Annotated in this window: 20 protein-coding genes; 2 read left to right on the top strand and 18 right to left on the bottom strand. The window is 62.8% G+C overall.

Features of this window, described 5'->3' with window-relative positions; translation table 11 throughout:
- Nucleotides 1-3 precede the first annotated feature (3 nt).
- The 16 genes from A7W11_RS18355 to A7W11_RS18285 form a co-directional block, all read right to left on the bottom strand.
- Nucleotides 4-420 carry a hypothetical protein gene (locus A7W11_RS18355; RefSeq protein WP_156523148.1) on the bottom strand — a complete coding sequence of 139 codons (417 nt, stop codon included), beginning with the start codon at nt 418-420 and terminating at the stop codon, nt 4-6.
- 417 nt (nt 421-837) lie between these two features.
- A complete protein-coding gene (locus A7W11_RS28060) occupies nt 838-1,617 on the bottom strand; it encodes a helix-turn-helix domain-containing protein (protein WP_156523147.1) in 780 nt (259 codons plus the stop codon).
- Nucleotides 1,618-1,732: 115 nt separating this feature from the next.
- Nucleotides 1,733-2,011 carry a hypothetical protein gene (locus A7W11_RS18350; RefSeq protein ID WP_156523146.1) on the bottom strand — a complete coding sequence of 93 codons (279 nt, stop codon included), beginning with the start codon at nt 2,009-2,011 and terminating at the stop codon, nt 1,733-1,735.
- Nucleotides 2,012-2,056: 45 nt separating this feature from the next.
- On the bottom strand, nt 2,057-3,079 hold the full coding sequence (virB11, locus tag A7W11_RS18345) for a P-type DNA transfer ATPase VirB11 (protein ID WP_066416671.1): 1,023 nt from the start codon (nt 3,077-3,079) through the stop codon (nt 2,057-2,059).
- Nucleotides 3,080-3,107: 28 nt separating this feature from the next.
- Nucleotides 3,108-4,271 carry a type IV secretion system protein VirB10 gene (virB10, locus tag A7W11_RS27545; protein ID WP_082887350.1) on the bottom strand — a complete coding sequence of 388 codons (1,164 nt, stop codon included), beginning with the start codon at nt 4,269-4,271 and terminating at the stop codon, nt 3,108-3,110.
- A complete protein-coding gene (locus A7W11_RS18335) occupies nt 4,268-5,095 on the bottom strand; it encodes a TrbG/VirB9 family P-type conjugative transfer protein (RefSeq protein WP_082887349.1) in 828 nt (275 codons plus the stop codon). The genes virB10 and A7W11_RS18335 overlap by 4 nt, the downstream gene beginning before the upstream one ends.
- Before the next feature lie 43 nt (nt 5,096-5,138).
- Nucleotides 5,139-5,696: a KfrB domain-containing protein gene (locus A7W11_RS28055; RefSeq protein ID WP_156523145.1), complete on the bottom strand. Its 558-nt coding sequence runs from the start codon at nt 5,694-5,696 to the stop codon at nt 5,139-5,141.
- A gap of 4 nt (nt 5,697-5,700) precedes the next feature.
- Entirely contained in the window at nt 5,701-6,438 is a 738-nt protein-coding gene (locus A7W11_RS18325) for a VirB8 family type IV secretion system protein (RefSeq protein ID WP_082887348.1), read from the bottom strand.
- Between the two features lie 237 nt (nt 6,439-6,675).
- The gene (locus A7W11_RS18320) at nt 6,676-7,617 is read right to left on the bottom strand and encodes a TrbL/VirB6 family protein (RefSeq protein WP_066416655.1); all 942 of its coding nucleotides are present in this window, start codon (nt 7,615-7,617) and stop codon (nt 6,676-6,678) included.
- Between the two features lie 4 nt (nt 7,618-7,621).
- On the bottom strand, nt 7,622-8,344 hold the full coding sequence (gene virB5, locus A7W11_RS18315; protein ID WP_066416653.1) for a P-type DNA transfer protein VirB5: 723 nt from the start codon (nt 8,342-8,344) through the stop codon (nt 7,622-7,624).
- A complete protein-coding gene (locus A7W11_RS18310; protein ID WP_066416651.1) occupies nt 8,341-10,782 on the bottom strand; it encodes a VirB4 family type IV secretion/conjugal transfer ATPase in 2,442 nt (813 codons plus the stop codon). Before A7W11_RS18310 ends, virB5 begins: the two co-directional genes overlap by 4 nt.
- A complete protein-coding gene (locus tag A7W11_RS18305; protein WP_066416649.1) occupies nt 10,779-11,144 on the bottom strand; it encodes a VirB3 family type IV secretion system protein in 366 nt (121 codons plus the stop codon). Before A7W11_RS18305 ends, A7W11_RS18310 begins: the two co-directional genes overlap by 4 nt.
- An 8-nt stretch (nt 11,145-11,152) precedes the next feature.
- Nucleotides 11,153-11,464: a TrbC/VirB2 family protein gene (locus tag A7W11_RS18300; protein WP_066416647.1), complete on the bottom strand. Its 312-nt coding sequence runs from the start codon at nt 11,462-11,464 to the stop codon at nt 11,153-11,155.
- A gap of 88 nt (nt 11,465-11,552) precedes the next feature.
- Nucleotides 11,553-12,227 (bottom strand): lytic transglycosylase domain-containing protein, encoded by a 675-nt coding sequence (locus A7W11_RS18295; protein WP_066416644.1) that lies wholly within the window; start codon nt 12,225-12,227, stop codon nt 11,553-11,555.
- Between the two features lie 51 nt (nt 12,228-12,278).
- Nucleotides 12,279-12,860, bottom strand: coding sequence for a TrbM/KikA/MpfK family conjugal transfer protein (locus A7W11_RS18290; protein ID WP_066416641.1), 582 nt, complete (start codon nt 12,858-12,860; stop codon nt 12,279-12,281).
- An 868-nt stretch (nt 12,861-13,728) separates the two neighbouring features.
- Complete coding sequence (locus A7W11_RS18285) at nt 13,729-13,974, bottom strand: hypothetical protein (RefSeq protein WP_066419184.1); 246 nt, start codon at nt 13,972-13,974, stop codon at nt 13,729-13,731.
- A gap of 209 nt (nt 13,975-14,183) precedes the next feature.
- Between A7W11_RS18285 and A7W11_RS18280 the strand changes: the two genes are divergently transcribed.
- Nucleotides 14,184-14,834 carry a DsbA family oxidoreductase gene (locus A7W11_RS18280; RefSeq protein ID WP_082887344.1) on the top strand — a complete coding sequence of 217 codons (651 nt, stop codon included), beginning with the start codon at nt 14,184-14,186 and terminating at the stop codon, nt 14,832-14,834.
- Between the two features lie 146 nt (nt 14,835-14,980).
- Here A7W11_RS18280 and A7W11_RS18275 read toward each other — a convergent pair whose 3' ends face one another.
- Nucleotides 14,981-16,387 (bottom strand): GntP family permease, encoded by a 1,407-nt coding sequence (locus A7W11_RS18275; protein WP_066416637.1) that lies wholly within the window; start codon nt 16,385-16,387, stop codon nt 14,981-14,983.
- 242 nt (nt 16,388-16,629) lie between these two features.
- A complete protein-coding gene (locus A7W11_RS18270) occupies nt 16,630-18,774 on the bottom strand; it encodes a gamma-glutamyltransferase (protein WP_066416634.1) in 2,145 nt (714 codons plus the stop codon).
- 436 nt (nt 18,775-19,210) lie between these two features.
- Between A7W11_RS18270 and A7W11_RS18265 the strand changes: the two genes are divergently transcribed.
- Nucleotides 19,211-19,852 carry a YitT family protein gene (locus tag A7W11_RS18265; RefSeq protein WP_066416629.1) on the top strand — a complete coding sequence of 214 codons (642 nt, stop codon included), beginning with the start codon at nt 19,211-19,213 and terminating at the stop codon, nt 19,850-19,852.
- The last annotated feature ends 5 nt before the right edge of the window (nt 19,853-19,857 follow it).

Below are 19,857 nucleotides of genomic sequence, written 5' to 3'. Positions count from 1 at the left end.
GGGCTAACTCCCTTCTTGCTTGGCGATGCGGGCCAGTTCGGCCAAATCGGGCGCAGAGGTGCGCCGTAGCCGCACCAAATCGCCCTTGTTGCTGACGGCGGCGGGCGAGGCCTGCGCGCTGGGGCTCAGCGGCACGTGCGCATCGGGAGGCGACCGCTGCCCTGGCGAGTGGGACGTAACGAGGCTCTGGCGCTTTCGCCAACGACGCAACGCGGACTTCAGCCCAGCCAGGGTGATGGGCAGGTCGCGTGCAACAAGTTGGTCGACGATGTCTTGGCGTGCAACGCCAGCAGCCACCAGTTCGGCGATGGTCGGCATGAGAAGGCGCAAGCGGGCGCGGCGTGAGCCGCTGGCCAGGCTCGCCAATTCACTTTTTAAAGGGTCAATATGCACGCGGATCTCCAGCGCAAGACGATGCATTTGCATCTCTTGCGTGCCGTGGTTGTTGATGGGTGTGTTGAGAGCACGAGCACGCTTCCGGTCGCGTGCTGTTCGGTCGTTGACGTGATGCCGGCCGGCTACTTTTCCAGATCGCTGAAACCGTTGTGCTGACCAGATGCTTCCATGAGATGCAGGCCAGAGCTTGCTGACTTCTCGGCTGCATGGACAACGCCGACTTGCCCAAGAGCGGCGTTGCGCGCGCGACTCTCTCTGTACCTGCTTGAACCTATAACTACCTATATATTTGATGGTTCCGTTTGTGGGCTTATTCAGGGGCCCGAAATCGGTACGATTCACCGTCCCGTATCCGGGATGGTTTGGCAGTCGAATCGGGACCATCCTGTTTTTGGAATGGTTCCTATAACGGCATGGTTTCGCCCAGGTTATCCACAGCCGCTATTCATCTCCCGCCGAGCGGCGTTCCAGTTCGATATGCGCGCGGGCGAGGTAGGCTTCCGTGGACTCACCGGGCGCAGCCTCGATACCGGCAGCGCGCGCTTGTGCCAGAAGCCATGCCTGTCGGCTCTGTGCTGTCTGCAAGGGCCTTGCGCCCCTGGATGATTCGTCGGTGCGATCGGGGGCTTCGCGCAGTACCCACAGCCGCCAGCTTGCGGACCAGTCTGCGCTGTAGCCGGCCGCGCCTGGTTTGGAGCGCCAGTAGGCGTGGAATGTCGCCGCCATTGCTTCAATGCGGCTCGTGCTCCATCTGGGTCGCATGCGCCTGGCCCATTCCCGCCAGTCACTGGGTAGCGTCCATTTATCCGGCAAGCGAGTGCCGGCGTCGTGGGCGGGGTTGCGGTGAGGCTTGTAGGCTGATGCCGCAGGCGCGGGCGCAGGGCGAGAGACAATCCTGGCCGGCGTATGTTCCTGGCTCGAAGAGTTGGTCCCGCAGGTGTGCTGCGGCGCGGGTTGGCCGTTCAGGCGCCATACCGTTATGCGGCGGGTGGCGCCAGCGCGTAGCCCGGAGTCTTCGATAATTCCGATCACGCAGAGGCGTTTCAGGGCATCCAGAATGGTCTTGCGGTCCAGATGCGTTGCAACTGCAAGATCGTCCACACTGGCATAGGCCGTCCAGTCCTCGGCGTTGTATCGCACTCCCCAAGCAAGGACCAGCAGGACCAGCTTGGACGAGGGACGCTCGGCATCGACCTGTAAGGCCCAGTTGACGGCAGCCACACTCATATCAGTCCCCCGTGCAGCGGTAGAAGATTACCGGGTAAGTTCGACGATGCCGGGTCGGCGGACCCAGCAGGTGATGCATTGGCTCAGGTTCGTGACCGATGATGCTGGGTCAGGGTTCTTCGCTTTGCGCAATGCCCTTGACGGCACGAAGACCGGGCAGGCCGTGTCGTTCGTAGAACTGCCGCCGCGCGATGAGCCAGGCTTTGTACGGCCATTTCGAAGGCTGGCGGTTTCCCCAGGGATATGCTGCGGTGATGGCCCGGTGGATGTCTTGCGGCGTGTGGCCAGCGGCCCGGCCGGCCTCGAGCGCCTGCTGCATGATGGCGTAGGCAATGGCGGTTCGAGATCGGTGCGGCGGTTGCGCTGGCTTTGATCTGGAGCGCGGCATGGCTGATCCTTAGAGTTCCCCAAACAGGGTTGGTCATACGAAGGTCTACTGGCCATCGAGTCGTGTCGCGGCCATCGGGTCATAGTGCAGTTCGACTACGCGCCTATCGGCCATGTAGATGACCAAGTCCAGAGTGCGGTGCAGGTATGCAAGAATGGCCGCCAATGCCATTTGCTGCCCGGCCACAGATTGTTTGACGAGCCAGGCAATGCGGTCGTAAGTGCCGCGAGCGTCGTTGGCATGGGTAGTCGTGATGCCACCCGGGTGGCCAGTGTTCAACGCGCTCAAATACTCCCATGCTTCGGCACCGCGAAGCTCGGCGAGAAACACCCTGTCGGGAGAGCTACGCATGCACGCCGCAAGGCAATCAGTCGCCGATACTCTGCCGGCGTCCGGTCCGTAGAGCATGTGGACGCGATTTGGGTGATGGGGCAGAAGCAGCTCGTGAACATCCTCGATGGTGATAAGACGCTCATCGACCGGTACCAATTCCATCAGCGAGCGCGCAAAGGTGGTCTTGCCGGACCCCGTGCGCCCCGCGATGACGATATTGCATCGCAGCTGCACCGCGCGGGTGAGAAAATCAATCACGCGGCCGTCGCGTTTCAGCGATAGCAATTCGGCTTCGCGCGTGGAGAGCAGCGCCGCTTCGGACGATGGCATTGGGCTGACATCGCGCCAATTCTCAAACGCGCCTTCGGCATCCAGGTCAGAGAGTGACTTGACCACCAGGCCATGCTTGCGGATGTTCAGCGATAGCGTACCGTCGATGACCGCCGGTGCTTGGGCGACTTGCCCGCGTTCGCCGTTGGGCAGCGTCAAGGACAGGATGGGTGCGGGCGCCAGCCCGTTGTAGACCGTGATGGCATCCGCCAGTGCGGCAAGATAGTCGTAGGTCAGCATCGCAACGGCATGCTGCCGCCAGCCTGATCGGCCGCGCACGAATAGCACACCGGGCCGCGGAATGGCGATTTCGGTCACGTCCGGTTCATCCAACCAGCTTTGTAGTGGACGAAGCAACTGACGCACCGCCAGCGCCCGCCCATCCTGGTCTGTGCGATCTTGCATGGGTCAGTCTCTCTGGGAACGGGTGCTGTCAGCGGCTCGTTGGCACCAGCTGATAGACGCTGCTGAAGTCCAGGTCGCGCGCAACGAAGATGCCGATCCGTTCGCCCATGTTCTTGTAGAGCGTGGGAGGGATGTTGATGGAGTTCTCCAACACCTTCTCCACAGCGCCGGCGGCGGCATCGCCTGTGCTGTCAAAGCGGATCGAGTCGCCGCCACGATTCTGCTCGGATACCCAGTTGCCGAAATCGTCGATCAAGCTGATCATGACGGCACCTCCAAATCGCTCCCAGAAATGGCTGTCTATCGCGCCATCCAGCCCGGCCTCGCCTAATGGTCCAGTGCCGGGAGAATCCAGCTCGATGGCTACGCCGTTGGGCGTTTCCAAGCGCGACCACACAACGCCGATTCGGCGCTGACCCTGCGACAACGAGCCCCGCTGGTAGCCGACGAATAGCGTGCCGGCATCGATCAGCACGACTCTGCCGTTGGCAGACCGCACTTCGCGGGGGGTGTGGCACGTCACCATGCCCGCCTGGGCGCTGACCAGGCGAGTCTGCATGACGCAATCGATCATGGCACCCTGGGTGAGCAGGTAGTTACGGTCTGGCAGCAGTCTGGCTGACGACCCGGACAATCGAAGTGGTTGCAGCCCGTCGGCCATCGGCCCGGAGTCACCTGTCGGCGGTGGGGTCGAGTTCGACGGCTCGGTGCCGTTTTGTTGCCTTCCTTCTCGTTCTCCAGCCAGCGGACTGCTTAGCCTTCGTTGCTGCACCATGTCGGGCAAGGATGCGGTGACCTCGGGTACTGGCCAGAAAGGGCGTGGAGGCGGATCGGTTGCCCTCGAAGGCTGTGATTCGGCGATAGGCGGCGCGGGTTCAGACGGCGGTGCCGTCGGTGCTGGGGTCGATGGTTGCAACTTCAGCCGGGGAAGGACGTTCTCGACGCGCGATGCGACATCGGCGGACTTCTTCTTGCCTTCGGCCGTGTGCAGCGCCCGCCAGGTCAGCCCCCCCAGCGCGCCGACGATGACCACCATCATCAGCAGCATGAACGCCTTGGCGCCGCGCGGAGGCGTGCGGCGTGGCGTGTCGTTAAAGCCGGGACCGCGGGCGCCAATGTCGTTCGCCGCGCTGCGCTCCAGCTCATCCACAGCATCGATGGTTGTAGACCGACGTAGACGAGGCCATTTCATTGTGATGGCTCCTCACGGATGACGCGCTTTACATCAGGGCTGACCGTACCGGTTGGAAGCGGTTGTGTACGGCCGTGATGTGCTGCCTCGTTGTGTATGGCAAGCACCTGCTGACCCAGCCTCAGCCGCCATAGTGCCGTTACGCGGTCCACCACTACCGTGCGAGGGTTCGCCATGTGTCGGTTGGCGATGACTTCCTGGCCGTCGGCGTCGACTCGGTAGATCTGCGGTAACTCTTGCCCTGGAGAAAACTCAAACCAAGTGCTGGCACCGTCATCCCATGCATGAATGGGCGCAATGGATCGATGGCCGCTCATCGTGTAGGCCTGCCAGTTCCGCGCCGCCTGAGCAGAGTCCAACGCCTGCGCCACCTGTTGGCGCTGCGCGTTGTGGCGCGCGGCCTCCCGTTCGGTGTCAGGATGGCGGATCGTCAATTTGTAAAGGGCCGATGTATGGCGGTCATGAGAGTATGAGAGCCGGAAGGCGTAATTGCGGCGGTCTGTCAGGACGATGAGATTCGTATCGGCCTGCTCTGCCCGTGGCTTGAGCAGAACGCGGTCTCCCCGTTCTGCGAAGTCGTAGGCGGCGCTGTCGCCAAACGCATGGCTGACGTATTTTTCGCCAGGTTCCAGCTCGATGAGCGTTGCGGTGCCCAGTACCGTATCGACCTGGATGACATCCAGTGGGTTGTAGGCGACAAGACGCACACGGTGGTCATAGTCTGTGGCCACTGGCCGGTCCAGGGCCCAGGAGGGGGCGGATAGCAGGTATGCGGCGGCAACGGCCAGCCGTGCTGCCTGCCGCAGCAAGCGTAGGGATGTCATTGGCATGGTTCTCCGAGCAGGCCCTGGCCGGGCCACAGCCACTTCAGCGGGCGTGTTCCATCGCCGTTTCGTGGGGCTTTTGCAGGCGCATAACTGTGCGGTCGTGTTCGGCAGCGGGTTCGATCTTTTGCACCAGACCGACGCCGCGCGGGGAAAACGGATATCGGATCGAAACGTCCTCTCGGCCCAGCTCTTCCGTCGCGCCAGTCAGCCCGCGACGTCCGTGAAGGACGTAGTCGCCATTTTCGGCACGCTGCACGGCATAGTCCGGCGTGAAACCGACGATCGGCCCTCGGTACTCTCGACCGGATTCAGGTCGTCCGACTTCCGTATCGCGCTCGCTGTAGAGTGCTATGGGCGCGCGTTCCTGGTCGGCCCTGCCTTCGAAGCGCTTATGCACGACTTCTGCTACTGCCAGCACCTGGGGCATGCGCAGATCTGCATCCTTGGGTACATGATCTCGCCACAACTGGGTGGCGCCATAAAGATCGTGACGAGCAGCCCGCTCGATGTCTCTTAGCAAGGCGACGCGCTCGCTGTTCGACAGGTTGTCAACGCCTTCAAGACGCCGGGCCAGTTGGTTCAGTTCCGTCTGATTCATGAGGTCAGCTCCCTGTTTCGTCATCCACCGCATAACTGACAACCTGAAAGCCGAGCGGATTGGCTCGCGCAACGGCCTCCGTCAGCGGTTCGTCGACATAGCGGTAAGCAAGCGTTGCGATACGATGCCGTGGGGGCGGGTTGGTGCCGCCGTTGATGTGTTCTTGGCTGGAGAAGCGCACGACGGCGGTCTGGTTCGGCCCGAGCGTGATAGACCGTATGTCCACGTCGATGCGCGCCCGGTCACCCAATCGCTTGTCTAGGGCGTTGGCCCCTTCGAAGCGCCGGTAATAGGCCCTCTGCACATCGGGGGTGCTGAACAGCGCGCAGGTGTCGTACTGAAGTTGGATGGTGTTCCATTCATACGCTTCGCAAGCACGCACGTACTGGGTGACGAAGTACCGGCCGATGCGCTCGCCGAAGTCTTCTTGCGCATCTCGGAGTCGGGTCAGGTGCGCAACCGCGCCGGTCACCCTATCGACGCCGACCACCCGCAGCTCGGGTGCTTCTTTGAGCGGCGTGAGCCCCGCAACCGCTGCGATTGCCAGCCCGGCCAAAGTGAATGCGGCATAGGCGACCCGCCACGCGCGCCTACGTGAGGCGAGTAGTTCTTGCAACCAGTCCCGTTCTTGGCCCCGCACACGCTCAAGCTCGAAGGCCAACTGGTCGCGGCTGACGGGCGTGTCAAAATCCACGACGGGTGATTGGGTATCGGTGTCCTCAGTGTGTTCGGGCGACGTCATGGACGGGTCTCCATCACGGGCGAGTCGGGTGGGCTCGCATTCACCGGCACTCGCGGACCCTCGGGAGGCAATGGCGGTTTGGGCGGCGAGAAGCCGCAGGCGGCCAAGCCGGCCGCAGCGACCAGGGCGACAACAAGATTGCGCATAGGGAACTCCGTACCGCACGGCGTGCGCCGTCGGCGTAGAGGAAAGGGTGAGGTCGGCCAGGGCTGGCCTGTGCCGCGGGAGGAGGCGCCGCTACGGGCGAGCGCGCGGGATGATGGGTTTGTTGTGGGAACCGGATGCGGAACGCGCGGTATTGACCGAACGTTCGATGGCGCGAGCGACTTCCAGACTGGCGCCACTGGCCAAAGATGAGGCGATAGCTGGGACTTGCCAGAGGATCAGGCCGGAGGCCACCGCCACCAGTCCGACGCCGACGAGAATGCCGAAGATGTTGCGAGCGTTGGCGTTCTGTGCGTCGTTAATGATCGCTGCCAGTAGCTGGTCGTAGACCCCCATGAGGATTCCAAACACCAGGCTGAACAGCGCCATGATCAGCGCGTACTGCAGGATCTGGCCGACCCACTTTTCAAATATTCCTCGGGTGAAGCTGAAAAGCACGCCGAAGATGACCAGTGGTCCGATGCACGCCAGCAATGCTGTCGCGACTTTCGTGGTCACCAGCAGCGCGGTGCCGATGGCAGTGAGAACCACCGTTGCAAGCCCTACCGCGACAGCCACGAGGCTAAATGCCAGTGCGCGACTGATCGACAGACCGTCAGTTGCGCCGTTGAGCAGATGCGTGGACGCTTCGGCACCCTTTGCCGCGCTTTCCCCCAAGCGGCTTTCGACCGACTGACCCGAAGCGGTAAAAACATCGGCCAGGTCGGAAGGCAGCGCGATGATCAACTTCACGATCTCGGTCTGATACAGCCCGCCCATCGTGGCGATGCTGACCACCACGCCTATCACAAAGCAGCGATGGACGAAGTCCATAACCGGCATTTGGATGGCCCCGCGCATGATGGCCCAGCCATAGAGCAGCATCGTCAACGACAGGGCAACGGTAACGATGGGCAGAATGGCCGTTGTGGCATCAGTGACGGCTGCTGCCACTGTGCTCTCGAGAAGAGGGTCGATAGTGTCGCTGAGCCACTGTACCGCCTGGCTCAGCACGAACTGAGGAGCGGCCGCCATCTGTCTACTCCAGTGCGGCCCGGCCGCGCAACGCGCCGGTATCGAACCAGCCTTGCTGCGCCAGTGCATTCTCCTGCTGGCTGATGAGCAGCCGTTCTGCGTCGGCCTGCTGGCGCATGAGCGCCAACCGCTGCGCGTCCACTTCGATGCTGTGTCCTTCGATCGCTACACGTGCTTGCAGCTCGGAGATGGCTTTTGGGTCTTGTGTCCGGCTGATCTGCCGTTGCAGCTCATCGACCTGCTCTTGACGCATGTCCAGGCCTTCATAGGCTCGTTCGCCCAGGGCTTTTGTCGTCTCGGCGAACTGCTCAATACGCTGTAGCAGCCCCTGGCGATCGAGGCTGTAGCGGCCGGACAGCCGTTCTTCTCCCCGGATGCGCTCGATCGAACGCGATAGCCCGTCGCCGCTCATTTCGGCATGGCGCCAGATTCGTTGCATGTCCTCGGGCAGAGACCGGCGTATGGCCGGGTTGCTCATGAGATCGCCGAAGCCTCGTATCCCGGTAATCGAGTCGTACTGGCGGCGGGCGGCGTCCAACTGCTCCCTGGCCACGGCGATTTGCTCGACGAACTTGGCAACTTCTTCGAGGTGGTGGGTGATGCCCTGTTTGATCGCCGTTCCGTCCACCACAGGTATGCCGGCAGCGCGCGCAGGGTGACACGCGGTAGCGCCGATAACCGCTGCGAGCGCAGCCATAAGGATAGGCTTCGAGGTATTGAGCGTCATGATGTGCTCCTTTGCGCCTGACGGGCGCGTTCGAGGTATATCGGTAGCCAGTCGACAGGGTTGTCCCCCACTTCGGCCATCGCTTGTTCGGCGAGGGCGGACATGTCCGCTGACCCGGAGAACACCAGTAGGGCATCGTCGCAACCACGTAGATCCAGTTCCGCCGTGACGGTGCCAGTGCCTTGTTTGATGACGAACTGCCGGCTGAACTCGCCGAGCGCGCGGACCATCTCGAACTCCGAGGATGTCAGCTTGAAGCCGTCGATGTAGTCCGCCGCGGTTGCCTTCGTGTTGGCGAGGTAGACGACCGTGGCGCTTTGCTGGACGAGGGATTTGCCGACCGGGTTGGTCAAAATGGCGTCAGGTTCTTGCGTGGCGAACAACAGAATTCCGTTCTGCTTGCGAATGGTTCTGCTCTTGTTTTGCACCAGATCCTGAAAGTACGGCACACGCAACGGGTGCTGAACCTCGTCAAAGAAGTAGGCGAACTTCCTGCCGTCCAGCATCTGCTCGGTGCGGTACAACAGGTAGGTGGTGGCAGCCGACTGGATGATCTCGTCGTCGAACAGTTCTGTGAGATCGAAGCCGTACAGGCTGTGTTGGGACAGATCCAGCTTGTCCTTCGGGTTGTCCAACAGCCAGGCATATTCGCCGCCGGCGCACCAGCGCAGTAGCCTCGTGTGGACCGAGGGGCGCGCCTGCTCGCCTGAGCGCTCTCGCGCGGAGATCGGGTGCGGCAGGAACTGGAGCAGGGTGCTTAGACGCCGATCCGGGGGGTCGATGTAGGCCATCAGTTGATCCACCGCGCGGGCGATCTCTCGATAATCATGTGTCGTTACCGTGTCACCACCAGAGCGGGCCAGCAACACGACCAAGCGGCGCAGAAAGGCAAGATTGCCGGGCGAGGCGACCAACTGAAACGGGTTCCAGCCGGTTGGTACGCCCATTTCGAGAGGGAAGTATTGGCCTTGCAGCGCTTTGATTGCTACGTGCAGCCCTCGGTCCTTGTCAAACACCACGACTGTCGGCGCAAACTTCTGCATCTGCGTGAGCAGGTGTCCCAAGATGACGGTCTTTCCCACGCCGGATTGCCCGATGAGCATCGTATTGCCGAGTCTCCTCTTTCCGGTTTCATCAACCTCGTCAAGCGATTGATGGCATGAGAAGTAGAAGGGCGTGTTGCTGGTGGTGGGCAGAACGGTGAGCGCGGGTCCCCACGGGTTGCCGGTCGGCTTGCCGCTCACGTAGTTGTGCAGCGACGCGCAGCACAGCCAATTCAGCGAGGTAACTGGAACTGGCCTGGGGCGCCAGGACCAGTTACCTGGCAACTGCGCCCACCAAGCTGCCTCCAGGGCCAGGTCTACGGGCTTGCCTATGATCCCGCTGTCGACCAGTCGGGCAACCACTGCAGCGCTGCGATCGCGTACTGTATCTGCCGTCTCCCCCCACACAGTGAGCGTCGCGTGGTGTTCGCCCATGAGCATGCGTCGGGATGCGAGATCGTCTATCGCCGTTTCCAACTGCAGTACCTGACTGGCAGCACCATCGCCCGAGTCGGTCAATAGTCGACGGTGCTGTTTGAGGAAAGACAATCCCACCGGCACGGACAGCGGGCTGAAGGATTGGCTCAGCACGAATTCGAAGGGAAGCCTCAACAACTCGTTCAACTGGCCCGGTAGCGTCTCGTCGTCGGGGTAGTCCCGAATCTCGACCATCCCAAACCGCCTGGACCAGTTCGGCCCGCGCAGTTCGCCCACTTCGCCCCAGCGAGGGAAGATGGGCCTGCAGGTAGCCATGTAGTCGGCGAGGTGGCTGCGCAAGGTTGGCACAATGCTCGGCGTGCCGTTGACCAGACGAGCAAGGAATTCAGCCGGCGCCGAGTACATCCGGCCTCGCCGCTCGACGGTGCTCAGCAAGTCCCCGTTGTAGGGGCGAAGCGCGTTGTTGAGCGTCCTGTTCGCGTCGTCCAAGCGGCGGATTGCCTCGGCTTGCCAGCGCGCGGTATCGGCGCCAGAGCGTTTCTCGAATCTCGCGAGCATGGCCAATGTGGGGTCGATAACTGGCCGGGCCAAGACGGTCAGGTATAGCTCGTTGAGCATGGGTTCGCGTTCGCCGAAGGTCTGCGCATAGCGATGCGCATAGTCTTGGGCGAACGGCTGCGGGTAGGGGCTGTCGGGATACTCGGTGACCCGACGCCGCACAATGTGCGTCCAGTAGCCGAATCCCGCTCCGAGGCCCCGCACGACGTTGTTCAGCTCCCGAATCCAGGCTCGCTGCTCCGCCAACGGAGTGCCTTCGAAGGATCGTCCGCCAAGCTGCCAGATCGACAGGTATTCGAGACTTCGTGTGGCGAGGATCGTGGGGGTGACGTGATGCGTATATGGGAGAAACTCGGAGACTGGCGTTTGTCGTGGCGCTACGGCCAGTGCCTCTTTCATCGTTCGATCCCTTGGGCTTTGGTCCACGGCCGGCGCGGATAGGCCAGCAGCGTGTAGGAGGACCCGTTCCAGAAACGTTGATGCCGGTTTGTTGCCCGTGTGCGCAGCCACAGCTCGATGATTCGAAACGCACGATCGTCTTCGCGCGCAACGATGGCCATCAATGGGTACAGGGCAGGAATCAGAGCCCAGGCATAGAGCGAGAGCATCCCCAGCCCAGCGCCGACCATGACAAGCGCGATGAAGGGGCGGGTCGGCACGCCGCCGGCAATCGTTGGCACGCGCGTCGCACCTTTGAATAAAGGGAATATGTCGCCTGACTTGGTCGGCGCGGTGTTCCGCTGGTCCGTGATTGCAGTCATGTGGCCCCCTAGATGAACATCATCGCGACGAACTCTGCCGCCGAACCGGCGATTACGATGCCGACGAACCAGTGAAACAGGGTGTCTTTTCGGATCATGTCAGCGGCGTAGAGGATGCCCAGCAGCGCCAGCGCGATGATCGCGATGATCGGGATCAGGATCTCAACGTTGTCCTCGATCATTTGCAGGAACGATCGAGCGCGGGTCAGGCCTTGGGCATGACCCTGCATGGATACGAGCAAGGCAAATAACGTCAGGGAGGTACGAGCGAAGACGCGAGCGCGCGAGGGCGCCCGCCGATGTAGGTCGGCAGGTTGCACGATGAACTCCTGGGGAGAGCGCGCCGGTCTTGGCGCATGGCTGTGGAACCGCTGCTGTCGAGCGGCACTGCTGGGGTCCGGTCGCGACCTATTGCGGGTCGCGATCCGCAGCGTGGGGGGTAGAGGGGAGAGTGTGCGGCGTCATCATCGCGTCAGGCACTGGGTCGGCAAATACGTCTTGCGCCTGCGCCTCGATGTCGGCGGGTTGCTTGGCTGTGTGATCCCTGCCGGTCTCGTCGCTGGCCACGGCACTGGCCGCCTTTGAGCCCTTTACCAGCCCTCCGATGGCCGGAACCTTCACTGGCTTGGGAGCATCGGTGCCGGCCAGCAGTTTGCGCACGTACCCATTGCTCACGCCGCGCGTAAAGGTGCCGGTGTTGTAGCAACTGAGCGCTGCGACCAGAGCAGGGTCCCCTGGCGCGTACTTTTTGGCGGCGCGTTGGTAGCAATCAGCCAGTACGGTCTGAACGGCTTGTAGGTTTGCGCAAGGGTCAAAGACCGTCTCGATGTCCAGGTCCAGCCAAGACCAGTTGCGCACGTTGATCGATCCTAAGCCGGCATCGAAGTCCACGCCGTCGTTCTGCAGCGCCTGGGCGGTCGCGACGGCCTCTTCATATGAGGCAGGGTAGATCGAGCGTGGCTTCGAGCCGTTGACGCCGATTGCGTAAGGGTGTGCGCTCGATTCATGGTTGACGACGGCAGTCAGCGTATTGAGATCCACATGCGGCGCGCAGGCGAGTGCGAGGGCAGCAAGGTCAATCATGTTGGGGTCCCCTTGTTTGAGGAATTGATGGAGGATGGCAGGGATACCGATCTAGGAGCCGCCGTTGCCCGAGCCCATCTCCTGTTTTCTGCGTTCCAACTGTTCCTGGTACTTGCGAAGTTCGCTTTCGTAGTCAGTACGCTCTACCCAATAGCCGCCTTCCTGCGGTGTCCCGATGTACACCGGAGCCGAAGCCGCCAGATCCGCGGTGTAAGGGGTGCTGTACATCGTTCGGCAGTAACCGGGCATCTGGTCCGTGACGTACCTGTGGCCGGTGTCGGCCGTGTAGCCCAGCGCGGCATTGAGCGAGACCGCATCGCAGCGGCCGGCGCCGTTGACGAGCGCTCGGGCAAGAGACGACATTTCGGGATCGTCTCGAACGGTCGGGCATTGCGCCAGGAATGCGCGGCGGGCGTCGAGGGTGTCCGAGAACTTCCGATGTTTGATGCCGAAGAAATGGCTCAATGAAGGGGAACACTCGGAAGGACGAGTTCCTGATGACAAGCACAACAGGGCTTCGCAAGCCAGCCGGGTTGTGCCGGTCAACGTCGGAATGTCTTGCGGGATTGCCTGGAAATGGGCGAACGTGGTCGCAAGAGCGGCAATCGCCGCTCCCGTGTACGAGATGCGCATGGGAAACCTCCGGGGAGAGCTTGGGAGGAAAGAGGTCCTGCTTGCTAGGTGGCAGGCGGTGACACGCCGAGGACGCAAGTAGGTGCGTTTAGCGTGTCATCCAACATCGGGCTGACAGGGCGCGCGGGCGTCTTCTAAGAGGAATGAGAAGCGGGGGTCCAAGGACGCAGCCCCGACCGTTCAATCTCTGCATGTACGCCCCGTAACTGGGACGGGGCCACCAGCGACCGAAGCAGTAAAAGGGCCTCCAGGTTCACAGCTGCTGGGCCGCTGTCGAAGACAGGTGGGGTGTGTTGCAGGGACTCGCCGTCCAGAACGGCAAGCCTGAGCTGAGCAATCTCGTCCGCGATACGATCAGCGCTCTCCAAGCGTCGACGCAGGAGTTCCGATAGGGGCGTTCCTGCTGCCACCGCTTCGGCTTCATACCGCCGGTATTGATCTTCGGGGACACGGAAGTGAACCGCTCGGCTCATTGTGGGATAGTGGCCCATAGGGAGTACCTCCAGGCTAAGCGAATGGGCTTATGCTCGTGCCAATAGGGCCTGATCGGAGCAAACAGGGATCCGAACCGCCGATTCGTATACAATACCGGGAGCCATATTGGCCGCGCGGCGGCCTACGGTTGTCGGCAATGACGAACGTTCGTGGACGATCCGATTTGTAGGCATCGCCGTAGGTATCTTGAGGGTGACCCCTTGGAAAGCCGCGCCAAACCTAGCGGTGCGGCACCCCCTCTGTCCGCCAAGAATTCAAAAGCCCGCGTAACGCCAGTTATGCGGGCTTTTTGCTTGGTACAGCTGCTGAAGCTGCTGAAAGCCGAATTTTTTGACGGGATTACGAGCTCAGGGATGGAGCGCGTAGCGCGCGCTCATGCAAAGAGCTTGATGGCGCCGCCGATTGCCGCAAAGATGCCGCTGACGATCAGCAGCGGATACCAGACGGTTTCTTTGGTGATTTTTCCTGCCTCCGCACTGATTCGGCCGGCCTCCGCAGCGATCTTGCTCGTTTCCGCAGCGATCTTGCCAGTTTCCGCGATCAGCCTGGCGATCTCCGCGTCCATTTTCTTGTGGAGCGCCTCACGTGCCCCGGCAATTTCCGTCGTGTTGTCATCCATGATTGGCTGCATCTTTCGAACTCCAGATCTGTCACATCAGCAGTCTAGAGATTTGTCAGGCCAGTGGGAGACTTGAGCGCCAATTCGGACACTCTTACCTCCGTTGCGCATCGCGGATGCCCAAGCAATGTCCCCCTGCCGCGCCCAGGGACTTTGCACTGCCGCGCTTCACTTTGATCTACGCTACCCGCCTGTCTCCGGAGATTGCCATGTCCAAGATCACCATCGATTTCGTGTCTGACGTTGCCTGTCCCTGGTGCGCGGTAGGCCTGGGCGGCCTGCTGGCCGCCATCGACCGGGTGAAGGACGAGGCTGACGTCGAGTTGCGCTTCCAACCCTTCGAACTGAACCCCGACATGCCCAAGGGCGGTCAGAACACCATCGAGCGGCTGATGGCCAAGTACGGCTACACCCGTGAACAGGTGCAGGCCAATCGCCAGGTCATCACCGAGCGCGCGGCGGCGGTCGGCATGAAGATGCGCATGGCCGACGACAACCGCTCGTTCAATACCTTCGACGCGCACCGTCTGCTGCACTGGGCCGGTCTGCAGGACCCGGCCAGCCAGACGGCCCTGAAGAAGCGCCTGCTGGAGGTCTATCACTACGAGAACCACGACACCAGCGACATCGACGTGCTGGCCCGTGCCGCCGCCGATGCGGGCCTGGACGAAGCGCAGGCGCGTGAAGTGCTGGCCTCGGATCGCTACGTCGATGAGGTGCGCAAGGACGAGGCTCTGTGGCGCGACCGCGGCATCACGTCCGTGCCGTCGGTGATCCTGAATGGCAAGTATCTGGTGTCGGGCGGCCAGCCGCCCGAGGCGTTCGAGCAGGCCTTGCGGCAGGTGGCGCAAGAAGGCTGAAGGCCCACCGCTCAAGTCATCGGTCCAGCCGGCCCAAGACCCCTGGAATCGTTGACGTCTTTCTCGCGATAGCCGTCCACGAAAAAACCCCGCAGGCGCTGCACAGGCCTGCGGGGTTTCTCATTCACGGCCGGGAACACATCCGCTTAGAAACTGCCGAACACCGTCCCCAGCGTAATCACCAGCGCCAGCGCCGGCAGCGGCACCAGGATGGTCACGGTCGCGATGTCCCGGTACGACTGCCGGTGATTCAGCTTGCAGATCGCCAGCAGCGTGATGATCGCGCCGCAATGCGGCAGGGTATCCATGCCGCCCGCCGCCATCACGGCGACCCGGTGCAGCAGTTCAGGGCTGATGCCCGCCGCCTGCGCCATGCTCAGGTAATCAGCGCCCAGGGTCTGCAACGCGATGCTCAACCCGCCGGATGACGACCCGGTGATGCCGGACAGCACGTTCATCGCGATGGCCTCCGAGATCAGCGGATTGCCCGGCGATACGTTCAGCACGGCATCGCGGATGATGGCAAAACCCGCCAGGCTGGCGATGACCGCACCGTAGCCGACCTCCGATGCCGTGTTGAACAGCGGCAGCATGAAGCCGAAGATGCCTTTGTTGACCGATTCCTTCAGGTTCGTCCAGCGGCCCAGCCGCATGACGACCAGGGTGAAGCAGGCCAGCGCCAGGGCGATGATCAGCGACCACAGGCCCACGGCCTTCTGGGGATCCACGCCGGCGAAACGTTCTTTCAGGAACGAGAAGTCGGTCTGCGGGAAGACGACGTACGTGAACAGCGCGTTGATGCCGACCACCAGCAGCAGCGGCAGCACGGCCATCGGCACGGGCATGACGGACCAGCGGCCTTGTTGCGCGGGTTGGCCTGCCTGGCCCTGCTCATCGTTGTCCTCGTGTTGACCGAAACCTTCGCCGGCTGCCTTCGCCTGCGCGGCGCGGTGCTGCAGCCACCACAGGCCCACGGCGAACATGAAGCACGCGCCGATCAGGCCCAGGCCGGGCGCGGCGAACACGTTGGTGCCGAAGTAGGGAATGGGAATCGCGTTCTGGATGGCCGGCGTGCCGGGCAAGGCCGTCATCGTGAAGGTGAATGCGCCCAGGGCGATGGTGGCGGGGATCAGCCGCTTGGGTACGTCGGCGGCCTTGAACAGGCTGACCGCCACGGGATACAGCGCGAAGGCCACCACGAACAGCGAGACGCCGCCGTAGGTCAGCAGCCCGCATGCGAGCACGACCGAAATGATGGCGCGGCGCTGGCCCAGGCTTTGCACGATCCAGCGGGCCAGGGTGTTGGCGGCGCCGGAGTCGGCCATCAGTTGGCCGAACAGCGACCCCAACAGGAAAATGGGCAGGAACTGCAGCACGTAACCGCTGAGCGCGGTCATGAACGTGGACGTGTAGATAGGCAGCAGGAAGCCGCTGTCGCCCGAGAGCACCACCGCCAGCGCGCCCATCGCTGGCGCGAGCAGCAGCACCGTGACGCCCCGGTAGGCGAAATACATCAATAGCGCCAATGAAATGACGATGGCCAACATACCCATCCTGCGTTCCTCCGTGTTAGATGTAGAGGCCGGATGATCGCAGGAAGAGGCGGGGGCGCGCCACCGTAAAGGGCTACGGATCGTGTCTGATCGCGCCAATGCCCTGTATGTCAGGGCAATCGCGACTTCGGATAGCCATTCTTGCGCCAGTATTTCAGCGCGAAGTCTTCGTCATCCGGCGGATGGCCCGTTCCAGCCTGCGGATTGGGCAGGTCCGAAACGGGACGGACGATCCAGACTCGTCAATAACCGTTGGCCCCGCCGTTGCGACGGTAGTCCGCCGCGCCGCGATACACGGGCATTCCGTCGGCGTCGTAGTCGACGGAAATTCCGCTCAGCCCGCTGGTCAACCCGGTGGGCTGGGCGTTCCCGGCGGTATTGCCATACTTGGAGATCAGGTTGGCGATTTCACCGGCGATGGGTTTGCCTGCCTCGACCTGCGCCGTGCCGTTCTGCCCGGTGAAGTTGTCGGCGTTCATGGCTGCCTGCAGATCCATGCCGTAGAGTTCGTGCCCGACGAAGGTCTTGACGATGTAGTCGGGAATCGGCCCGCCGCCGGCCGAGCCCCACACCAGCCTGACCCGGCCCTGGTCATCGAACGCGACGGCAGGGGCGATAGACGAACGCGGCCGCTTGTAGGCCTCGTATCCATTGACGTCCGCACCGACCGCGCCCGCGGAAAAGTTCGACATGGCATTGTTGATCATGATGCCCGCGGCTTCGATGTGCGCGCCCCAATGCGTGTTGATCGTGGTCGTCATGGAGAGCGCGTTGCCGTAGCCGTCGACGATGGCGAAGTTGCTCGTGGTATTCCAGTCTTCATCGTGGGACGCGCCTTGCGCGCCGGCCAGCATGGTTGCGCGGCCGGAGAGTGCCATGGGGTCGAAGGCGGCGGGGGCCGTCGCCGCGAAGGCTGGAATGCCCTCCGCCGTGGCGCCTTCGGGCACCGCTGCCAGCGCGGTGTCGGTGATGAGGGCGGCCCGAGTGTCGAGATAGGGGGACGACAGCAAGGTGGCGACTCGTTCGTTCACGTTGGAATAGGCGGGATCGCCGACGACGTTGCGGCGATCGGCATTGGCCAGCCGGCTGCCTTCGGTGATCAGATGCAGATAGTCAGTGCCATTGAACGTGGTGTCGGCCAGATGCTTGCGTTCCATCAGCCCCAGGTTGTACAGCGTGACCACGCCGCCGAACGATGGCGCAGGCTGCGTATAAATGGTCATGCCGAAGTGCTTGCCAACCAGAGGCTTGCGTTCGATGGCCCGGTACGCACCGAAATCCTGGGCTGTCATCAGGCTGGGGATGCGGGCGATGGTGGATGCCACGGCAGGGGCGTCGGGCGTGCCAGGCGACGGCAACAGCGACCGGCAAGGCAACTGGTCGGTCGTCAGCCGGGCGATGATGGCAGGCGCGATCTGTCCGGCCGGATCGTAGAAAGCCCGGGCGCCGCCGTCGCGTACCGCTTCCATGGAAGCGGCCAATTCCGGATTCGTGATCGTCGTGCCGACGGCGAGGGGTTTCTGCCGGGTCGCGTCGGACGGCTCGCAATAGCGTGCGTTGATGTCTGGGTAGCTGCAGCGCGGCGCGCCTTTGACCGTGCCCGCCGAGTTGACCCAGGCCGAGACGGCGCTGCCTGCCGACACCGGATTGCCATCGTCGTCGTACTCGCCCGTGTCGGAATACAGCGTCGAATACATGTACTGCGACATCGGATAGCCGTTCCTGGCCAGGTCGATGGCATCGTCCCACAGGGCGTTCCAGGGCGTCTTGCCGTAGGCCTGGTGCACCATGTCCAGTACCGCCAGCGTGCCGGGCACGCCTGCAGCCCGTCCGGAAATATTGGTGTTGCCCTGCTGGGAAGAAATGCTTTCCCCTTCATCCAGCCCGGACTTGCACACGTTGAAGGGTGCCGTCGTCGAGACATCCTGCGCCGTGGCCTTGTAGATGGTATCCACGCCGCCGACTTCCGCAGGCGCGGTGGACAGGCCGTCGAAGACGCGCACCTTGCCTGATGCGGCATCGTAATAGGTGATGACCGAGCCGCCGCCTATGCCCGAGCCGAACGGTTCGGTCACGCCCAGCACCGCCTGTACGGCGATCGCGGCGTCGATCGCGGAGCCGCCCTGGGCCAGCACCTTGCATCCCGCGGCCGATGCATCCACGTCCGCTGAAGCGACCATCATGTTGTTGCCTTGCAACGCAACCGTTTGCCCGTAGGGTGTGCCGGCCTGCTGCACGCAACGCGACGGGTCGAACTCGACCTGGCGCGGCGGATTGGGCTCGGGCGGCGCCGGCTCGCTGGGCGCGGGATCGTCGGAGGACCCGCCGCAGGCGGAAACCAGGAAAATGGCGCTCACCCCGATGAGCTTGTTCAGATGGCTTGGCATCGTCTTGCTTCCCCTCATTTTTAGAGGGCGTAGTCTATGCCTCCGTCATGGCCGTTCCACTTGAGGATTTCCCTATGGCACTGACACGACGGTTCCGTCCGTTCGAATTCCCCATCGTTCTTCGTTGACTTCGACCGCGCTGCAGTGGGCGGGCAGCAGGTGCTTGATGTCGGAGATTGCGACAGACCTGTCTTAAAATGCTGCCGCATCAAAAGCAGTATTGCTTTCCGTCGCGAGGCGTTGGGCCACAAGCCCGTTTGCCGCGCAGTGTTTGTTCCCAGATTACCCAGAAGGGAAAGTATGGTTTTCTCCACCCGCCGCCGTTCGCCTGCGCACCTGGGCGCGCGCGCCGAATCCGCCGCCGCTCGTCCCGCCGTCCTGCCGCAGGGCCGCCTTGCTCCCGCCAGCGCGCATGTTCTCCTAAAAGGGGCCTGCCATGTCGCGTGACGGAACCCTCCTATCCTCCACCGCCGTCAGCGCCGACCGGGCCACGCCGCACAACGCGCTGGACGATGTCTACGGCCTGTTCATCGGCGTGCTGTTCGCCGCGATGGGCATCAGCCTGCTGGCCAAGGGCGGATTGATTTCCGGCGGCATCGCGGGCATGGCGCTGCTGGCGTCGCTCGTCACCGGATGGGCGCCCGCGCCGCTGGTGCCGCTGATCAATATCCCGTTCATCCTGTTCGCCTTCTACGCCATGGGGCGATTCTTCGGCTTCAAGAGCCTGCTGGTCAGCGTGGCCATCGGGGCAGGGGTCGGCCTGATCTCGGCCTCGCTGGACGTCGCGCGCGTCCACAGCGGGTTCGCGGCCATCGCGGGCGGCACCTTCCTGGGCATGGGCATCCTGTGCCTGGCGCGGCACAACGCGTCGATGGGCGGCACGGGGGCGCTGTCCCTGTGGATCCAGCGGCGCTACACCTTCAATGCCGGCATCAGCCAGATGATCTTCGACCTGGCGCTGTTCGCCGTGGCCGTGGCGTTCCTGCCTTTGTCCAGGATCCTGTGGTCGGTGTTGGGCACGGTGGCCATGAACGCCATGCTGATCGCCTGGCACAAGCCGGGGCGGTATCGGGGATAGGGACG

This window comes from Bordetella ansorpii (assembly GCF_900078315.1).
Classification (GTDB): Bacteria; Pseudomonadota; Gammaproteobacteria; order Burkholderiales; family Burkholderiaceae_B; genus Bordetella; species Bordetella ansorpii.
The sequence above is the reverse complement of the archived record's forward strand: the minus strand, read 5'-3'. Positions and strand labels throughout refer to the sequence as shown.